General features: G+C 41.7%; 17 protein-coding genes and 1 tRNA gene. 15 read left to right on the forward strand and 3 right to left on the reverse strand.

Annotated elements, in window-relative coordinates; translation table 11 throughout:
- Positions 1-41 precede the first annotated feature (41 nt).
- From FD724_RS08725 to FD724_RS08750, 6 genes are all read left to right on the forward strand, one after another.
- On the forward strand, positions 42-623 hold the full coding sequence (locus tag FD724_RS08725; protein WP_179072328.1) for a phycobilisome protein: 582 nt from the start codon (positions 42-44) through the stop codon (positions 621-623).
- A 655-nt stretch (positions 624-1,278) separates the two neighbouring features.
- Complete coding sequence (locus FD724_RS08730) at positions 1,279-2,037, forward strand: phycobilisome rod-core linker polypeptide (RefSeq protein ID WP_114082078.1); 759 nt, start codon at positions 1,279-1,281, stop codon at positions 2,035-2,037.
- A 214-nt stretch (positions 2,038-2,251) separates the two neighbouring features.
- The gene (locus tag FD724_RS08735) at positions 2,252-2,788 is read left to right on the forward strand and encodes a phycobiliprotein lyase (protein ID WP_114082079.1); all 537 of its coding nucleotides are present in this window, start codon (positions 2,252-2,254) and stop codon (positions 2,786-2,788) included.
- A 58-nt stretch (positions 2,789-2,846) separates the two neighbouring features.
- Entirely contained in the window at positions 2,847-3,476 is a 630-nt protein-coding gene (locus FD724_RS08740; RefSeq protein WP_114082080.1) for a chromophore lyase CpcT/CpeT, read from the forward strand.
- Positions 3,470-3,808, forward strand: a complete 339-nt coding sequence (locus tag FD724_RS08745; protein WP_114082081.1) for a CpeR family transcriptional regulator — start codon at positions 3,470-3,472, stop codon at positions 3,806-3,808. Before FD724_RS08740 ends, FD724_RS08745 begins: the two co-directional genes overlap by 7 nt.
- Positions 3,809-5,016: 1,208 nt before the next feature.
- Positions 5,017-5,178 carry a hypothetical protein gene (locus FD724_RS08750; protein ID WP_159402461.1) on the forward strand — a complete coding sequence of 54 codons (162 nt, stop codon included), beginning with the start codon at positions 5,017-5,019 and terminating at the stop codon, positions 5,176-5,178.
- A 28-nt stretch (positions 5,179-5,206) separates the two neighbouring features.
- Here FD724_RS08750 and FD724_RS08755 read toward each other — a convergent pair whose 3' ends face one another.
- Entirely contained in the window at positions 5,207-6,862 is a 1,656-nt protein-coding gene (locus FD724_RS08755; RefSeq protein WP_179072329.1) for an iron uptake porin, read from the reverse strand.
- 386 nt (positions 6,863-7,248) lie between these two features.
- On the opposite strand from FD724_RS08755, the gene FD724_RS08760 reads away from it, so the two are divergent.
- Positions 7,249-9,603 carry a hypothetical protein gene (locus tag FD724_RS08760; RefSeq protein WP_179072330.1) on the forward strand — a complete coding sequence of 785 codons (2,355 nt, stop codon included), beginning with the start codon at positions 7,249-7,251 and terminating at the stop codon, positions 9,601-9,603.
- Between the two features lie 61 nt (positions 9,604-9,664).
- Here the strand turns inward: FD724_RS08760 and FD724_RS08765 are convergent, their stop codons facing one another.
- Positions 9,665-9,856 carry a hypothetical protein gene (locus FD724_RS08765; protein WP_114082085.1) on the reverse strand — a complete coding sequence of 64 codons (192 nt, stop codon included), beginning with the start codon at positions 9,854-9,856 and terminating at the stop codon, positions 9,665-9,667.
- Between the two features lie 649 nt (positions 9,857-10,505).
- Here FD724_RS08765 and thrC point away from each other — a divergent pair.
- From thrC to FD724_RS08805, 8 genes are all read left to right on the forward strand, one after another.
- A complete protein-coding gene (thrC, locus tag FD724_RS08770) occupies positions 10,506-11,597 on the forward strand; it encodes a threonine synthase (protein ID WP_179072331.1) in 1,092 nt (363 codons plus the stop codon).
- 338 nt (positions 11,598-11,935) lie between these two features.
- Positions 11,936-12,529, forward strand: a complete 594-nt coding sequence (locus FD724_RS08775; RefSeq protein ID WP_179072332.1) for a chromophore lyase CpcT/CpeT — start codon at positions 11,936-11,938, stop codon at positions 12,527-12,529.
- A gap of 295 nt (positions 12,530-12,824) precedes the next feature.
- Positions 12,825-12,895, forward strand: a tRNA-Cys gene (locus FD724_RS08780).
- 208 nt (positions 12,896-13,103) lie between these two features.
- On the forward strand, positions 13,104-13,295 hold the full coding sequence (locus tag FD724_RS08785) for a hypothetical protein (protein WP_179072333.1): 192 nt from the start codon (positions 13,104-13,106) through the stop codon (positions 13,293-13,295).
- A 101-nt stretch (positions 13,296-13,396) separates the two neighbouring features.
- Positions 13,397-14,190, forward strand: a protein-coding gene (locus FD724_RS08790; protein WP_179072334.1) for an IS5 family transposase whose coding sequence is annotated in 2 segments (ribosomal slippage) — positions 13,397-13,736 and positions 13,736-14,190 — 795 coding nt in all. Because the reading frame shifts where the segments join, the coding sequence is not laid out codon by codon here.
- Between the two features lie 317 nt (positions 14,191-14,507).
- Entirely contained in the window at positions 14,508-14,786 is a 279-nt protein-coding gene (locus FD724_RS08795) for a hypothetical protein (protein WP_179072335.1), read from the forward strand.
- Entirely contained in the window at positions 14,783-15,013 is a 231-nt protein-coding gene (locus FD724_RS08800) for a hypothetical protein (RefSeq protein WP_179072336.1), read from the forward strand. The genes FD724_RS08795 and FD724_RS08800 overlap by 4 nt, the downstream gene beginning before the upstream one ends.
- Positions 15,014-15,154: 141 nt before the next feature.
- Positions 15,155-15,718: a hypothetical protein gene (locus FD724_RS08805; protein WP_179072337.1), complete on the forward strand. Its 564-nt coding sequence runs from the start codon at positions 15,155-15,157 to the stop codon at positions 15,716-15,718.
- Between the two features lie 56 nt (positions 15,719-15,774).
- On the opposite strand, the gene xerC is transcribed toward FD724_RS08805, so the two are convergent.
- Positions 15,775-16,977, reverse strand: coding sequence for a tyrosine recombinase XerC (gene xerC / locus FD724_RS08810; protein WP_179072338.1), 1,203 nt, complete (start codon positions 16,975-16,977; stop codon positions 15,775-15,777).
- Between the last annotated feature and the right edge of the window lie 412 nt (positions 16,978-17,389).

The following is a 17,389-nucleotide window of genomic DNA, read 5'->3' on the forward strand; positions in this document are numbered from 1 at the left end:
CATTTGGGAAGATTTAACGCAATACCCTAAACTCTTAACCAATGACTCAATTAAGCGAAACCGTCAAAGAATTAATCGCCAAAGCTAGAATTATCAGCTTTGCTGAGTGGGAACAGTCTCATTCCAAAGCAGCGATCGCCATATTCCAAGCTGCGGATGATGCTTTCCGTTATCTGAGCGACGAAGATTTATTACAGATTCAAACCAAGTCATCCGATAATTCTGAGTTGATTCCTGTTGCTGTGTTGTTACGCGATCGCGCCGCCGAAATTGTTGATGAAGCTAGAGAGCAGGTTTTGACAACCTATCCTGAAATTATCCAGCCTGGAGGTGGTCTTTATCCGCCTGAACGCGCCCAAGCTTGCTGGCGAGATTTTTGGCATTTTCTCCGTTGTATTACTTATGGCATAGCAGGTGGACACGCTGACTATACAAATCCCACAGGACTGCACTATATGAACTTACTCTATCAGGAATTACAAGTTCCATTAGATGCAATGCTCTTAGGTTTAAAAAGCATTAAAGCTGCTAGTTTGAAACGCTGCCCAGCCAATCAGCAAGAAATTCTTAATCCCTATTTTGACCATTTAATCACCCAACTGGCTACTTTTCAAATTCAGTAAGGTAAGTGAGCGTGAATAATTCAAGTTTTGTAGTCACGGCTAGAGTTGCTTACTAAGAGCCAATTTAATTGAATTTACATTACGTAATATAGTTTGATTTATTCTTGCCCACTTACCAAGATTAACTTTAATAAATCAGCACTATAAATACTCTTGCTCAAGGGAAAACAACAATACAATCGCCCGTATCCCAATCTCAAATCAAATTCTAAAAACAAGCTTAAATTTATCTAAAGTATTATCTAACTTAACAAAATTTAATAAATATGGTTTCGGCATCGTATCAGAATGTGTAAAGGTATTTAATGATGTAAAAACTTAAATAATTAAAACTAATAAGGATTTAAAGTCTCTATGATCTTTCCTTTGTCACAAAGATGTAAAGTTTTTTAACATCTGCTGAATTCCTTCTCATAAAATCTAGTTGTTAACTGGGAGATATAAATAGCTTTTAGACCAGCATCATGATTAGGATTTGCTCAATTCTGCCGTCAGTTGTCATATACAAAGATATCTAACGCACTTTAAAAAAATAAAGTTTTACAAATGCTAGTCAGTAGCAAAAATAACTGACAACTGAGGTGAAATTCCACGCCCATAAGGGGTAGGATGCTCAAAAATTTCATTTAATTTACGTTTTTAGGGAGATATTTCAATGTCACTGTGGGCTATTGATTCACCTAATGTTGAACTGCGTCCGAACACCAGCGAAAGTGAATTACAAACACTGATTCGGGCGGTTTACAAACAGGTTTTGGGGAATGCTCACTTGCTAGAAAGTGAGCGCCTAGCTACTGCTGAATCGCAATTGCGCGATCGCAAAATCAGCGTCCGCGAATTCGTCAACACTGTTGCGAAATCAGAACTCTATCAATCTCTGTTTTTCAGTTCTTCTTCCCAATATCGGTTCATTGAACTAAACTTCAAACACTTGCTAGGTCGTCCTCCTGCCGATCAAGCAGAAATTGCCGAACACGTCCGCATCTACAACGAACAGGGCTACGATGCTGAAATCGAATCCTATATCGATAGCGAAGAGTATCAGCGAAATTTTGGCGAGAATATTGTTCCTTATCCTCGCAGCACTAGCTCCCAAATAGGAATTAAGAATGTTACCTTTAACCGCACCTTTACCTTATTGAGAGGAGTAGCAAGCAGCGATAGCGATCGCAAAGCTAAACTGATCAGGGATATAGGTGCAAATTTACCCACATCCATCAAGGCTCCTGCTGCTGGTTCTAGTGTGAGCAGCACCAGCAAACGCTTCTTGATTAAGGCAGTCAAAGGTTCAAATAATCTCCGTACTCGTCTGGGCAACCTTGAATATGTAGTTAACTACAACCAACTGTCTGGGCAAGTGCAAAACATTCATAGAACGGGCGGCAAAATCATCAGTATTACTGAAGTTGCTTAAGTAGATGAATGGGGAGTCAGGAGTGGGAGGAGGATAATAACTTCTAATTCTCTACTCCTAACTCCCTACTCAGTAAAGGCTAAATGCCCCGATACCCCTAACAGCACTCCCAAGTGCAGTTGTAATCAAGGAAGCTAGTATATAGGCTGGGAGAATAACTATTTAGCCAAGATATTCCTTGGATTGTAAGCTACTTTTTAAAATCACTTTTCTAATGGAAATTACTGAATTCTTTGAACTTTCAATTGGGCGATGGCGATCGCAACGTAGCGGTCATCATTTAGCATTCGCTCACTTTGAACAAGTGCTGTCTAACATTGACATTGAGTCTCTATCCACCGACGATCCGGCGGTATTAGCAATTTGTCAATTGTATGACACCGACCCCGGCAGCATCACTCACCCCTTTCGGATGACTTGGAAAGGTGAATCAGACTGGGACGATAAACCAATCTCTGGTAGTACCGTGCTGGTACCAATTCCAGATATAGAAAATCCTTCTAGGGGAAAACTCTTACGCGAGCAAGGATACGCTGAGACAATCCCAGCAGTGGGTAAATACCATTTGAGTGAAGATGGGATTTTTACCTTGCTGACGGAGTATGAACATGCTGCTGCTGAAGAGCGAATTTGGTTTGCTACACCAAATCTGCGATTTCGGGTAGCGACAATTAAAACCAGTGATGGTAAAGGTGTGACAACAGCTTCCTTTTCTTCAGAGATTCGCTCTTTGTCTAGTTCAACCAGTTAGTAATATCAGGTTAAAACATAAAAGGAATCATCTAGTTTTGTCACTACCGAGGTTGAATATGACAATAGCACCCAGTGAATCTAGCACCAACGCTAGTGATTTGCTCACCTTAGCCTGTTGGATGGCAGGAGATTTTAGCAACTACAAGCAATCTTTTGCAAATCCCCAACTTTACGCCCACATTCACATTTTTTTCCGTCCTTTACCGATTGAATTTTTTTCTGCCATCGGTTTTTATTCAGAACAAGCGTATGACCACGATTTATGGACACCCTACCGCCAGGGAGTACATAGACTGGTAGATTGTGGCGATCGCATTTATATCGAAAATTACAGCTTGAAAGACCAGATGCTTTATGCAGGTGCGGCTCGTGAATTAGATATCCTCAAAACCATCACCCCAGATTGCATCGAACGGCGTTATAACTGTTCGATGGTTTTCCAACGAGACGGTGAAATGTTTCGGGGTAGCGTGGAACCGGGTAATCAATGTCTGATTAACCGCAATGGCTGCCAGACATATCTAGTCAGCGACGTAGAAATAACCGAGCATACTTGGATAAGTCTAGATAAAGGTATGGATATTGAAACCCACAAGCAGATATGGGGATCAACTGCCGGGCCTTTGCGATTTGAAAAACGGGAAAGTTTTGCTGATGAATTACTTGCAGTGAGAGCATTATGTTGATTCAGCTTGAATCTGTTAAATATAAAATGTTACCTCCACAGGCTGAAAAAAAGATGCGCTGTTGGATTCGTAGCCGCCACTTGATTTGTTCCGGTAACTTTTTTATATTCGAGACATTAGAATATACGACCATTGAAAGATTCTCTCAATGTGTCGCTTCTTTAGGAGGAACAGTAATATCCGTTGACCCCATTAATAAAATCTGGATGGGCGATCATCGCCAAGTAATTTTATATCAAGCTAAAGCTAGTTTACATACTCCTCATCACACTTTGAAACAATACTGGATAAAATACGGTGGTTTCTACACTAGATTTGATGAGCGTGCTTAGAGTGACTTTCCTACGGAAATCCTTCTGACATTTGAATTTTAAATACTCCCCAAGGGGATTGACGGCTAATTGTTAATGTTTAATTGCTAATTATTTACTATGATTAGCTGTTACTTGTTAACAGTTAGCCGTCTAAGTTTGTTATAAATACGTACTGTACAAAAGAATCCAATACTGCATAGGTTTTGCCTATCAAATAAATTTTTATTAAGCTAAAAATATTTTAATTTGCATCCTCAAAAAAAATGAATCTCTTGTGGGGTGGGCATCTTGCCCGCCCTGGTTGTGCAAATTAAATACGCGACAGCTTAATCATTCTTTGACGGTAAATAAACCTGCTCTGTAGGGGCAATTCATGAATTGCTCCTACAATATGTATTTTAAGTAGTCTATGCAAAAAATTATACAAATATAGATAAATCGAAATTCTCTCTAATTGATGGTGCAATGTTTACAATGTGCTACGCCTACGCAGGCTTTTTTATGTCCTAAAGCACCACACCTTATGCAATATTAATTAACGACAACAAGAAAAAACTAAATCTTTTATTACAAACCATCACTAAATCCTTTGAGTAACTATTAATTTTTCATGAGAGTAAAATCTATAACCGATAAATACATTTAAGTACAGAGAAAATAATATTCGTGTTTGATTGATAAGTATTTGGCAATTTGGCAGCTACTGATTAGAGTATTTTGATATATTGCAGAAATTACCAAGATGTTTTTACTTTTTATACAGAAGACGGGCATTAGCCCGTCTTTTTTGTTGTTAATTGTTTGGCATTTTGACATTAAATTATAATTAAGCTGTGATATATTAGCTAGAATGCAAATGATTGAAACATTAAGAATAAGCTCAACTAGCATTCTTTTTGTTCATATTATTTGTTTGTCTTACAACCTATTAAGTTTTATTTGTGCTGTTTTTTGCATATTCCAAGGTGTATTGCCACTTTCAAGCTATTTAGACGGGATAATTTATCCCGTCTTTTATTTTGTTTACTAGTTGGAAAAATTGCTTTTATGCAAGTTTTAGATATAAAAATATTTTGAGTTTTTTTACTATCTTTAATATCTAAATTAATCTGCCATAGCTTCTAACATTTGGCAGATTAATTTTCTATTTGAGGTATTCAATGATACTAGGAAAATATCCTATCAGGTTTGAGGATATTTGCACACATCCTATAGGAAGATGCCCTATGAATATAATAATGAGTAAATTAATTCGGGATGTTGTTATGCACTGGATTTATATAGAGGTTTGGCTCACCGCCAAACCTTTTTTTATATCTCCAGAACTCACACAAAAATCGCCAAAAAATTTAATTTATCAGATGGCTCTCTCGTCTTATATGCTGTAAGCTCTATAATGTTTGTCTGCAAGCAAAATTAAAAACTAAAAGTACTCCGCAGAATGCCGATGGTAACTGAGTCACTATCTGGTGTATTACCAGGCTGCAAGAGATGAATTATTCCTGGTGTAATGCTAATATTATCAGTTAGCTGAAAACGATAAAATGCCTCAATTTGAGTCGTAGTTCCTGGTTGTCCACCTGCACGTCCTAAACCGGTATTAATAAAATCAGGGACATTATTACCCACAGGTAGGTCGCTACTAGTTATTTTAGGAGGTTGACCGACATAAATTCCCCCCAAATTTCCTTTAGCAAATAAATCAGGGAAATTCATAAACACCATATAATTCGTCGTTTCTACATTTCCCGATTGACCCGGAATGTAAGATTTAGTATAACCACCCCACGCACCTGCGCTAATACGAGGTGAAATTTGCCAAGTGACAGTCGCACCCACAGCATTAGTTTGCAAAGGTGCTGATTTTCCGGTAGTGGTATTAACTGTAGTTAAGCATTCATCACCAACAAAGGTTAGCAAACAACCATCCGAAGAATAATTGTTGACATAATACAAGCTTAAATCTAGAGTGTCAGTTGGTGTTAGCAGCAATTGCACACCAGTAGTAGTGGTTCCATCGAATAAACCGCTACTGTTACCGGGATTACCTGGTTTATAACTAGTATAAATTGCTTGCAAACTAGCGCGTTTAGCAAATTGCCAATCAATAGCTATACCACCGTGACCGTATCCCATATTTAAAATTGGGTTTCTTTGGGCAAAATAAGACAACGGCCCTGTTGCAGCACTTTCTACCCGATTGGGGCCTCGGAAAGCAGCAGGCATACTTACGCCTTCTGTTCCCACCATTATTGCTAATTTATCCGTCACCAGCCAATGAAAATTGAGGTCACTTAGAATCAAGCTATCTGTAGGAAATTCGTAGCCAAGTAAAACATCATTCCGGGAAACACTATTGGTAAATCTAGGCGAAGTTTTTCCTTTACCATCTATAAGACCTGTAAACAAGTAACTACTAGGAGTGATTTGACTAGTCAAATATAGTTGCGCTAAGGATATAACATTAATGTTTGTCCCGCCATCATCTGTATCTTTTTGTCCATCTCTAGGATTGACATCACCACGATTGCTAGTCCGTCCTTGAATACCAACTATTAGTAGTCCACTGAGTTTGGTTGTTGTTGAGAATTGGTTGGCTTCAAGTTCGCCAGTTCTGGCTTCTAAACTATCGACACGACCCCGCAGAGTTGCTAATTCAGGGGCAAATTCTGATTGCAATTTTTGTAATGTTGCTAAATCTTCGCGGGTAACTAAATCGCTGGTGGCTGTAGTGATTAATTCGTTGACTCTATCCAAACAAGCATTCACCCCGGCGGCGAATTCATACCGAGTTAAGGTGCGATTACCGCGATAGCTACTATCTGGATACCCTGCTATACAACCATAGCGTTCCACCAAAGACTGTAATGCTTGGAATGCCCAATCATTGGGTTGTACGTCTTTGAGTTGAGAAACCGATGTAACTTGCGCCATCGGATTTATGGGGGAGAGGGGAGGAGAATTTAAATCTATACTCTCCTGCGCCTGAGTAGCTTCTGTATTGATGTACTCTTGTGCTGATGCTTTTTGGGCAACTCCATTTACTCCCGCAATGAGTAACCATGCGAGCATCCAGGTTTTGCGATGACTGCGGCTAATAAGTATACCTTTCAACTTTTTACACTCTGCTCACATACTTAAGTGAAGAGTGTATGCGCTATTGTCTAGCGTTCACATGGGAAAATTTACGTATTTTGTCCAAAATTAGACTTAATCTTTCTGGGCAACTTCTGAAAGGACGAGTATAACAGGGTATTGGGTATTGGAGACTAGGTACTAGGAACTAGGAAAGAGTTTTCTCAACGAAGAGGCAGGGGGAAATGACCCCAACCGAGAGCCGTGAAGTAGAGCGGAACATGGGTCTGAATACCCCTTTCTGAATTGTCCCCCCTGCTCCCTGCTCCCTTTCCCCTTGCCTCTTTTTCAATCCCCAATCCCCAGTCTCCAATCTCCAATCTATGGCAAATCGTCCACGCAAGCTGACACCAAAAGCCTCTAAACAAAATAAACCTCATACAGGTGTGATGAAACGCATCGCTAAAAAACCCCAGAAAAAGCTCAAAGGGGGAAGGTGGTTGTCGTCAACGCTAGCGATCGCAATTCTGTTAAGTAGTGCTAGTCTAATTATGGTTTTCGCCTGGGTTAGCGTTCTCTTCATCTTTAATCCAGACCAGGTAAGCTGGCTAAATAAAATTTTACCTGTATGGGCACAAATCCCCCTTGGGAACCACGAACGCCCCAAAACTATCAAACAAATTCAACTCGATTTGAGTCAAAACAACCAAATATTTGGCGAAACTCTGCCTTTACGTCAAGATGCCAAAGACTCTTTTTTACTGCCAGTTTTGCAACAGCGTCCTAATTGTCAATCTGATTGTAAAAAACTTGTGGAACTCAGGGTTTACGAGCTATCAAAAGAGTTAGAGTTTAAATCTCAGTCCGAAAATTACTACTATTTAGCCACTCAATTACCTATAACTGGGCCAGAGGAATCCTCTGTGATTTCACCCTCACTTGATGAGACATCAGAACCCCAAGATATCAGTGTTCCCCTACCTTTAACTAAAGTGCAACGCTTTGACGGTGGGACACCATCACCAGGGGTTTGGTTTAATTTGCGGGGTCAACGCCAACCAGGAACTGGTGCTTATGGTCAAGTTGTATACTACAATCCACAACGCACCAATTTACTACAAATGTTGTCTTGGACAAGTCCCAACGGACAATTACCCAGATGGCAGCAGGTAACTGGTGATGGTACAAAAGAGTTAGTTGTCGATCAAACTATAGGTTTAGAACCGCACTTACAGGTTTACCAAGTCAAGCCTGTGAGGTTATTCCTCAAACCAATTGAATTGGAGGCGATTACCCTCAAATCAGCAGCCCTCAAAGATTCTGCATACCAAAACGCCCTGTCAATTGCCCGTAGTGGACTATGGACACCAGCCTTTGAATGGTTGAAATTCATCAAGAAACAGCGCAAAGGAGTTTTTCCAGAGGTGGCGCAAGCGCAAATGGACTTGATTCGCTTGCATTCCCAACTTACTAAAACCCAAGCCGAGAAAAAATGGGCAAGTCCTAGCCAAGAAGTGCTAGCAAACTTGATTGATGGTCGCTGGGGGAAAGCATTACAGGTGTTTGAAGCGTCGCCACATAATACTCAAGAAATTACTACTCTACTTAAAGCTGATAAAAAACGGTTGTGGAATCGCACAGCCGCCGCGTTGCGGGTGAACCCAAATAGACTAGATGTGCAAGCTTGGTTCGCTTTGATTTTGGCAGTTCAGCAGGGAGAAGAACACGCTAATTCCTGGTTAAAGACGCAACCAAAAATTACAAAAGATAATCTTGTCTATATTCAAGGTCTGTTAGCAAAACTCAATAGTGAGGCTGCAAAGTCGCAAATATCCTCTACTCACCCTAGTCAGATTATTGGTACTGTGCAACCAATTACTCAAGTTACTAGCAGCGAGTGGCTGCAACCAAATTCCTCAGCAGACTTGAAACTCACTGATAATCAAGTTTGGTATCAGGTAGAGGTGAGTGCATTTAATGACGGTAAAAGCTGGCTAAATTCCCCCTTTGAGAATTTGAACCCACCTAAAACTTCCGCCGCCAAATTTTTATGGAAAACTTTAGGAATCATTTCTGACCCGGAAATCCAGATTATAGTCTGGTTGCCAAATGGAGAACAAAAAATTACTATAGCCGCTATCAAAGCAGTGCAACTACAGGGTAAAGTTTTGCGCCTATTGGCTGCGGGCCCAAAAATTCCAGAGAATCAAAACGATGTTCTCCAACCCAAACCTCTAGCTTTGACTAATGCAGCACTGGAATGGGTACAACCATCTCCCATCACTCTACAAGAACTGCATCAACAAAATCCCCAAGGGGTGAAGGTAATATTATCGAGTGTCTGGCAATCTTTACAGCAATCTGGCGAAGTTGCGGCTGGTGCTATTCCTACCTTTGAGCAGATGCAGGGGAAGTTGGGTGATTGGCCCGTTCAAGTGATTGATTTAACAAATAATGCTCAACCAGAAATAATACTGACTATCTCAGCAGCAGCAATAGCATCCTTGAATCAGTCTTCACCTGAAATCCAGGCGGAAAACATAGAAGAACGCCGCGACCGGACTATAATTTTGTCTGACAGCAATCAAGTCATTTACAGTGATTTTACCAAAAATGACTTACAAAGACTCTCTGCGATCGCCAAGCTTTCAGACGTGCAATCTTTAGCTTTATTAGTTGAAAATGCTCATAACTACAGTCTGAGGCGCTGGTCAGAGAAAAATCAGCGCTTTGAATAGCACGCCCCCTAATCAAATTTAAATTAAAGAGGCACTGGCGACCGCTATTTCCAAAATTGACTTATTCTTTTTGGTTAGTTTCGGCTAGACGTTGGTTCTTCAAGTTTTCCAACTGCTGCAACAGAGAGTCTACTTCTGCTTGTAAATGCATCAATTTCGCTTGCTGATCGTCTTGATAATAAGATTTGGTTAGCTTACTGACCCAGTTAGCCTGGGACTCGCGATCGGAAACACTAGATAAACAAGTAGGCATCGCTAATTAAATCCACAATTTAACTCACACCATTAGAAATATTATAATAATGCTCTTTTAAGCTTTATTAAAATATTGTATATTTTTCATCAATTACTCTAATGGGTTTTAGGTTCAATCATAAGAGACGGCGAGCATAATGGCTGTGTTCCAAACAGAACAGCGCCCTAAGTGTGCAAAGCTTCCGCCCACCTGACGGTACTTAGCAATACTTAAATTGATAGCCTGTCAATTATGGTTGTATTAATTATTATCGCCCTTTTTAGGGAATTTACGCACGAATTATATGTAGACTACATCAAGAATTCTGCGAGATTATGAAAATTGAGGACTGATACAGCAGAGATTCCCCCAATCGCCTTAAAAATATACCTTTTTAATATCCACTCTTTTTGGCAGTAGTCTTGGGCAAGGACTCGTCCAAGGCTACTGCCAAGGAGAGACAGCACATTGCCTATTTAACTGGTATTCTAAATAAAAATGGCAAGTGAAACACCTGCACCACAAAAAATAATATTCTATAAGTAATATTCTTTTGGAATTAAAGGGCTGGGACAGGGCAAAGAAAAATTCACTTTCTTCCTCTTCCGCTTCCATCTGCCACTTTCTCTAAATATCGAATCCTTAACATTAAGAAATTTTAAATCCTGTGACTTTGAGCCTTTCTGTTGCTAAATCTCATCGCCAACCCTGGCCCGGACTGATAGAAGCCTATCGCCAATACTTGCCTGTCAGTGAAACAACCCCGGTCGTCACTCTTTTGGAAGGCAATACACCTCTAATACCAGTGCCAGCGATCGCAGAACGTATTGGCAGACAAGTACGGGTTTTTGTAAAATATGATGGTCTGAATCCTACCGGCAGCTTCAAAGACCGGGGGATGACTATGGCAATTTCCAAAGCCAAGGAAGCAGGAGCAAAAGCAGTAATTTGTGCCAGCACGGGTAACACTTCAGCCGCCGCCGCCGCTTATGCAAGGCGTGGAGGCATGAATGCCTTTGTATTAATTCCCGACGGTTATGTAGCACTGGGCAAGTTAGCCCAAGCATTACTGTATGGTGCAGAAGTATTGGCAATTAAAGGGAATTTTGACCAAGCGCTAGAAATTGTCCGCGAAATGGCCGAAAGCTATCCAGTCACTTTGGTAAATTCCGTCAATCCCTACCGCCTAGAAGGGCAAAAAACTGGAGCCTTTGAAATCGTCGATGCGCTGGGTGATGCCCCAGACTGGCTGTGTATCCCCGTAGGCAATGCGGGAAATATCACAGCATATTGGATGGGCTTTTGTCAATATCATCAAGATGGAAAGTGCGATCGCTTACCCCGAATGATGGGATTCCAAGCCGCAGGTGCAGCCCCATTAGTACACGGTCAGCCCGTGGCGCATCCCGAAACCCTAGCGACAGCAATTCGCATTGGCAACCCTGCTAGCTGGGAATTAGCGATCGCAGCCCAAACCGCAAGTCAGGGAAATTTCCATGCCGTTACCGATGCAGAAATTCTCGATGCTTATCGACTTTTAGCATCATCAGAAGGTATCTTCTGCGAACCTGCTAGCGCCGCTTCTGTAGCCGGATTATTGCAGGTAAAAGACCAAATTCCTACAGGAGCGACTGTGGTTTGTGTCCTCACAGGCAATGGTCTAAAAGACCCAGATACAGCCATTAAACACAATCACAGCCAATTTAAACAGGGGATTGCAGCAGAATTGGGCGCAGTCGCCGAGGCAATGGGATTTTAAGTAACCTGGAAATACCAGCGATCGTAATATCTAATTGAAAAATTGCGTAGGCAAATCCCACCGGAGGTATCGCAGCCAATATTTTCAGTATGGCGAGTGTCAAAATAATCCCAAATTGCCAAATGATTGCGATAGATGAATTCAGACTAAGCAAGATGCAGCAAGGCAATGCCCAATCAAAAATCTAAAATTTAAAATCCAAAATGGTATAATCCTAAAGAATTTTTAATCAACTGGTTGATCATTTTAATAATCACCAACAAAGAAAAAAAATACAAGCCCCTAAATAAATTTAGGGGGATTATTAATTTTGAATTTTGAATTTGGAGCGAAGCAACGTGACTCATTCTACTGATATTGCTACCTTAGCCCGATGGATGTCAGCTGACTTTAGTAATCAAGAACAAGCTTTTGAAAATCCGCCTTTTTATGCCCACATTCGTGTGTGTATCCGTCCCCTTCCCTTGGAATTGTTCTCAGGGGTAAGTTTGTTTCTCGAACAAGCTTATGATTTTATGCTCAATCAACCCTACCGGATGCGGGTAATGAAGTTGATTCCCGCAGAAAACCACATTGCAATTGAACACTACACCGTTAAAGAAGAACAAAAATTTTATGGTGCATCTCGTGAACCCGAACGCCTCAAAGAGTTGTCTGTTGACCAACTGGAAAAAATGTCAGGCTGCAACATGATTGTAGAGTGGACAGGTAATAGCTTTAAAGGCAGGGTTGAACCTGGTAAAGGCTGCATTGTGGTTCGCGACGGCAAAAATACTTATTTAGATAACGAATTTGAGATTGACGCTAAAGAATTTTTCAGCCTCGACCGGGGAAGGGATTTAGACACTGATGAGCGTCTGTGGGGTTCCATCGCCGGCCCCTTTCACTTTGTCCGATGGGCTAATTTTGCCGATGAAGTCAAAGCTAATTAACGCGCTAGATGCTCAAAGTGAGTGAGCCGTTTGTGGTAGATATTGATGAACGTCGCAGGAATCACGGGTTAAGTGCTAAATTATCACTGCGTCATTATGACAGAAGTTTGGATTAGCGATCGCTAATCCAGATATAACAAGAACCTGGATGCCGATGCAAGACTAAAAGAATACCAAAAACATCCAGTTAACCCACTATCTCTACCTCACAATCTTGTGCTACTATTGTCAAACTGATGCTATTGCCTCCTTAAGATATCAAGTGGTAGACAAAAAGGCTTTATAGTGTTGATGTGGCGGCATAGCCAAGTGGTAAGGCAGAGGTCTGCAAAACCTCCACCCCCGGTTCAAATCCGGGTGCCGCCTTAAGGCTTTCAGCCTTTTAGGACTTCCAGAAACAAACAAACTGCGGTAAATGATATTCAAACTGATATTCAAATGCGCGGTTTAGGGGTTAACTTGACTATCTCTAGGTATAACTAGACATCCAAGAGATATCTAATGGCATCCCTTAAGTTACCTGTTACCCTGTCCTATGATCTCTATCAGAAGCTCCAATCGCTTGCATCGGCTAATGGCATCTCTATGGCGGCCCAAGTCAGATACCTCATCAGTCAAGCCAGTAACCCTCAAGGAACTACAGGTGGATATTCAAGCTGTCAAGGCAACCCAGTTGAGAACAGAGGCAACCCTTGAGCGCTTAGACCGCGACTTGGCAGCTAACACCGCAGTGCTAAGGAAGTTAGTTGAGCATCTGACTAAGTAGAGGTAAGAGGCTATTTATAAAGTAAATCTAAAAGCCAGGAGAAAGGAGTTATGATAACGATAAAATACTTCATGTGCAGTGTATTTACATAGATAGTCGGTATGGCGCGAAAGTCTTACCCCACAGATTTAACTGATATAGAGTGGGAAATCTTGGCTCCCTTGATTCCACCAGCTAAAGAAGGAGGGCATCCACGCACAACAGATATGCGTGAAATATGCAATGCCATCTATTATCATTTGAAAACTGGATGTCAATGGAATATGCTTCCGGGGGACTTCCCGCCAAGCTCAACGGTATACAGCTATTACCGTAAATGGCAACGCAAGGGAGTTTGGGAAAAATTAAACCATACACTGCGCGATCAAGTTCGCATAAAATTAGGTAGGTCAACACAACCAAGTGCGATCGCAGCAGATAGTCAGTCGGTAAAAACGACTGAAAAAAGGGGGATGTGTACGGCTTTGATGGTGGCAAGTTAGTCAAAGGAAGAAAACGCCAAACAATCGTTGATAGCCTTGGGCTATTGCTCAAAGTGATTGTGAGCGAAGGCAATGCTCCTGAAAGAGTGCTTGCAGCGTATGCCTTGATGGAACTGGTGGAAGAACGCCCAGAATTATTGGAAAAAGTTGAAGTCATGTGGGTTGACTCGGGGTATGACGGCGATAAGTTTGCGCTGGCTGTTTGGTTGATGATTCAAGCTCATGTTGAGGTCATGCGCCGTACTAATAAAGAATTTGAAGTTTTACCCAAGCGTTGGGTAGTAGAAAGAACATTCGGTTGGTTTAACCAGTACCATCGTTTGAGTAAAGATTACGAACGCCTGACTGAAATGAGTGAAGCTGCCATATATGCCGTTATGACTCGTATTATGTTACGTCGTCTAGCCGTCTAAAGATTTACTTTATAAATGGTCTCTAACTGTAACTTTTATAAAAACCCTATTTTTTAACTAAATATTCTTCAGTAAGTCATTTACCCTCTGGTTATCCTTCCAGGGGGCTTTTGTTTGGGCATCGGTCATTGGGTATTGGGCATTAGGGTAACTAGCTTGCGCTGGCGATGATGCTTTATGGCTTCCTATTAAAGTCTTAGGATTCTCATTAGTCTGACAGAGGCGATTTCAGATTTCCAAGGGTAGTATCGCCCCCTGTTAACTACCAGAGCCACCCGGTAGCCCCTAGGCTAACCACTAATGTCTCAGCCGATGGGTTGACCACTGATGCCAGACAAGAAAGGTTGTTAGCGATCGCTCTAGAGGCTGCTGATTCACTGGCTGCACAGTTTAATGCTGATAACAATCTAAGGGTAGCCAGGATGCTTAAGGAAATGGGGGAATGGGCCAGCCAGCTAGTTAAAGACAGGATGGCTAGGGAGGTAATCCCTGACCCTGTTGTAAGTGTAAGTATCAACATCGGTTCTCTAGAAGCCCAGCTTGGATTACCTGAGACTCATTTTCCAGAAACTAACCACACAAAGGAAAACCAATGATTAACCGCAACCAAGTATTTACCAAGTTTGATTTGAATGCTGACCAAAGGGATATATTCGATCGGTTGACCCTAGCACAGCAAAGGCGATTAATCAAAGTCCTTGAGACTAAACAGAGGACAGGTAAGCGCCGGGTTATCAAAGCTTCAGGCAACCCAAGACGCGCCAAGGTTTTACAAGATGATTCCCAAGACATTATTAACCAGTACCAAGACCACCTGCATTAAACCAATCAATCGAAATGTTTCGATACATCTGATAAATATTTCGATTTAAGCCCAAGACCTACCAGAATAGCCAAAGCTCCCCCAGGTATTACCAGTACCCAAGGGAGCTATTAAAACAACTTATCGACTTTAACAAATACTATGAACAGTATTCCCCATAATGGGGGAAAGCGCCATAGTAATTATTTTACCGACCCTATTGAGGTTCGGCTAGCCTGTGGTAACTCATGGGAGTATAGCCTAACTGAGTATCTTAACACTCAAGGGTTAGACCGGGTTTACCAGTTAGACCAGTACATGACATACCGATCGGTCTATGGAAGTTATAGACTTGACCCGGATAACTGGCGATCGCGGATTCAGTCTAAGCTAGCCCAAGACTTATACCCCAAGTACCAAAGGGACATCAGAGTTATCCACAGAGGTAAAGGTTACAACATTGAAGTAAAGTCCAAATCAGGCATCTTTGAAAATCATAACTTACTGGTAGGCGGTATTGCAAGCCGATGGGAGCGATATAGGTTCCCAGTTCACTTTGTAGTTGCCATCGATCGCAACACAGGGGAAGCCAGGGTAACTGAGGCGGATAGGCTAACTAGAGAGACAAGCTGGTTAAGGATAAAATCTAAAGAGCTATCCTATGGAGTGCCCAGGCATTTATTTAGACCTTTGGACACCTGGCTAGACTTCCTAAAATCCCAGTAACTAACAACAAAACCCTTGGAATAGTCCGGGGGTTATTCAGGGGGTTAACCCGATCATCAGAGTTCTGGGAGGGTTAAGGGTACTGTGTTACCCGCATAATGCTTCAGAATAATCTCTGGGCTATTTCCTACCAACTTTGCCACTGTGGAAACTGTTAACCCCTCAGCCAGCATTAATGTAATGAAAGTATGCCGGGTATTATATGGGCACCGATAGCGCTCTATTTTACCCTCATCTAATAACCCCTGAATAACCCCATTGTAGTTTTTATTACTTGTTCTGCCACCTTTCCAGACCTGAGTAGAAAATCTAGTATTGCTGATGATTCCCCCGGTAGGGCTGGTAAATACTGATTGTTCTGAGTTGGGGTTTATGGGCCTAATGGACAGTAATAACTCTCTGACTTGGCTATTACAAGGGAACTTCCTAGCCTTGCCTGTTTTAGTCCCCTTCCTGATATTTAGCTGGCTATCATAGGATTCAGAAAATGTAATCTGGGTACAATCGGAGTTAATATGTTGCCATTGAAGCGCGATCGCTTCCCCTGTTCTACATCCAGTCCAGAACATGAACTTAACAAAGGGTGCATAGTGGGGCCGGGTATCCTCAAATGCTTTGATAATGGTATTCATTTCTGCCCTACTAAAAGGGTCAATGGCATCTGAATCATGCTTAGGTAGCTTGATGTCTTCTGACATTCCGGCGAATGGATTATCCTTTGCCAGACCGGAGCCAACAGCCCATTTACAGCAAGCGGCTAGGTATGTTAGTACCCGCTTGGCTGCATTAGGGGTTAGTTGGGTTAGCAGATAATCTCTGATAGCGATCGCCTGACTCAAGTCTTTAGTAGGTAATGCCTTGATGTGGTTAGTATACTTTCTAGCATAATCGCGCCGATATGTGGTTGAGGCTAGCTGAGGCTTCATATAAGCACAGTATTGCTCCCATAGCCCCATGATGTCTGTCTGTGGTGTATTAGGCTTAACTATGGTTAACTGAGGTTTCCTGTAGCTATCTAGTTTCTCTCTGTAGCGCTCAAGGGTTGGGTCAAGCTGCCCAGTGATTATCTCTTCCTCTATCCAGTTGGCTACTGAATCAACCCTCCTCTTATTAATCTCATTAGCATCCAGCCCAGTACTAATGATGGCTTGTTTCCCTGGGGGAGTTACTGACCTGGGCAACCGGAGCCTAAACTTTCCTCTGAACTCCTCAACCCCTACATTACCCCTGGCTGTCCTAACTGTCTTGGCTGTTCCCATTTGAATATCACTAACCTCTACTTCCCTACAATGATATTCAAAATGATATTCAAAGTCAATGGTGTTTGGTTGGATTATTGACCACAAAAGCGCTTGAGTGTCCAAAGGGTGCGAAGCTACCGGTCTGCAAAACCTCCACCCCCGGTTCAAATCCGGGTGCCGCCTTCAAAAAAATATAAGCATTACAGGGCTTTGAAGCCCTTTTCTAATGGTAGTTGTAGAGCTTGTTTCAAGAGCCTTCCAATATTTTTGGGGTAATTTTGGGTAGTTTGGGTAAAGAACTGGGGTAAAACTGGGGTAGAAATGTAAGGTAGAGGTTTCTCTTGGACTTTGGACAAAAAAAGGTAATTGAGAATATACCGATGTATCCGTAGTCTTGCTAACTTTACTATATATCAATGATTTAGATGCG

The sequence above is a fragment of the Nostoc sp. C057 genome (genome assembly GCF_013393925.1).
GTDB lineage: Bacteria > Cyanobacteriota > Cyanobacteriia > Cyanobacteriales > Nostocaceae > Nostoc > Nostoc muscorum_A.

Excerpts from the sequence above, each read along its gene's own strand:
- FD724_RS08725 (WP_179072328.1), top strand. The coding sequence starts at position 42 with ATGACTCAATTAAGCGAAACCGTCAAAGAATTAATCGCCAAAGCTAGA.
- FD724_RS08730 (WP_114082078.1), top strand. The coding sequence starts at position 1,279 with ATGTCACTGTGGGCTATTGATTCACCTAATGTTGAACTGCGTCCGAAC.
- FD724_RS08735 (WP_114082079.1), top strand. The coding sequence starts at position 2,252 with ATGGAAATTACTGAATTCTTTGAACTTTCAATTGGGCGATGGCGATCG.
- FD724_RS08740 (WP_114082080.1), top strand. The coding sequence starts at position 2,847 with ATGACAATAGCACCCAGTGAATCTAGCACCAACGCTAGTGATTTGCTC.
- FD724_RS08745 (WP_114082081.1), top strand. The coding sequence starts at position 3,470 with ATGTTGATTCAGCTTGAATCTGTTAAATATAAAATGTTACCTCCACAG.
- FD724_RS08750 (WP_159402461.1), top strand. The coding sequence starts at position 5,017 with ATGAATATAATAATGAGTAAATTAATTCGGGATGTTGTTATGCACTGG.
- FD724_RS08755 (WP_179072329.1), bottom strand. The coding sequence starts at position 6,862 with ATGCTCGCATGGTTACTCATTGCGGGAGTAAATGGAGTTGCCCAAAAA.
- FD724_RS08760 (WP_179072330.1), top strand. The coding sequence starts at position 7,249 with ATGGCAAATCGTCCACGCAAGCTGACACCAAAAGCCTCTAAACAAAAT.
- FD724_RS08765 (WP_114082085.1), bottom strand. The coding sequence starts at position 9,856 with ATGCCTACTTGTTTATCTAGTGTTTCCGATCGCGAGTCCCAGGCTAAC.
- FD724_RS08785 (WP_179072333.1), top strand. The coding sequence starts at position 13,104 with ATGGCATCTCTATGGCGGCCCAAGTCAGATACCTCATCAGTCAAGCCA.
- FD724_RS08800 (WP_179072336.1), top strand. The coding sequence starts at position 14,783 with ATGATTAACCGCAACCAAGTATTTACCAAGTTTGATTTGAATGCTGAC.
- FD724_RS08805 (WP_179072337.1), top strand. The coding sequence starts at position 15,155 with ATGAACAGTATTCCCCATAATGGGGGAAAGCGCCATAGTAATTATTTT.
- xerC (WP_179072338.1), bottom strand. The coding sequence starts at position 16,977 with ATGGGAACAGCCAAGACAGTTAGGACAGCCAGGGGTAATGTAGGGGTT.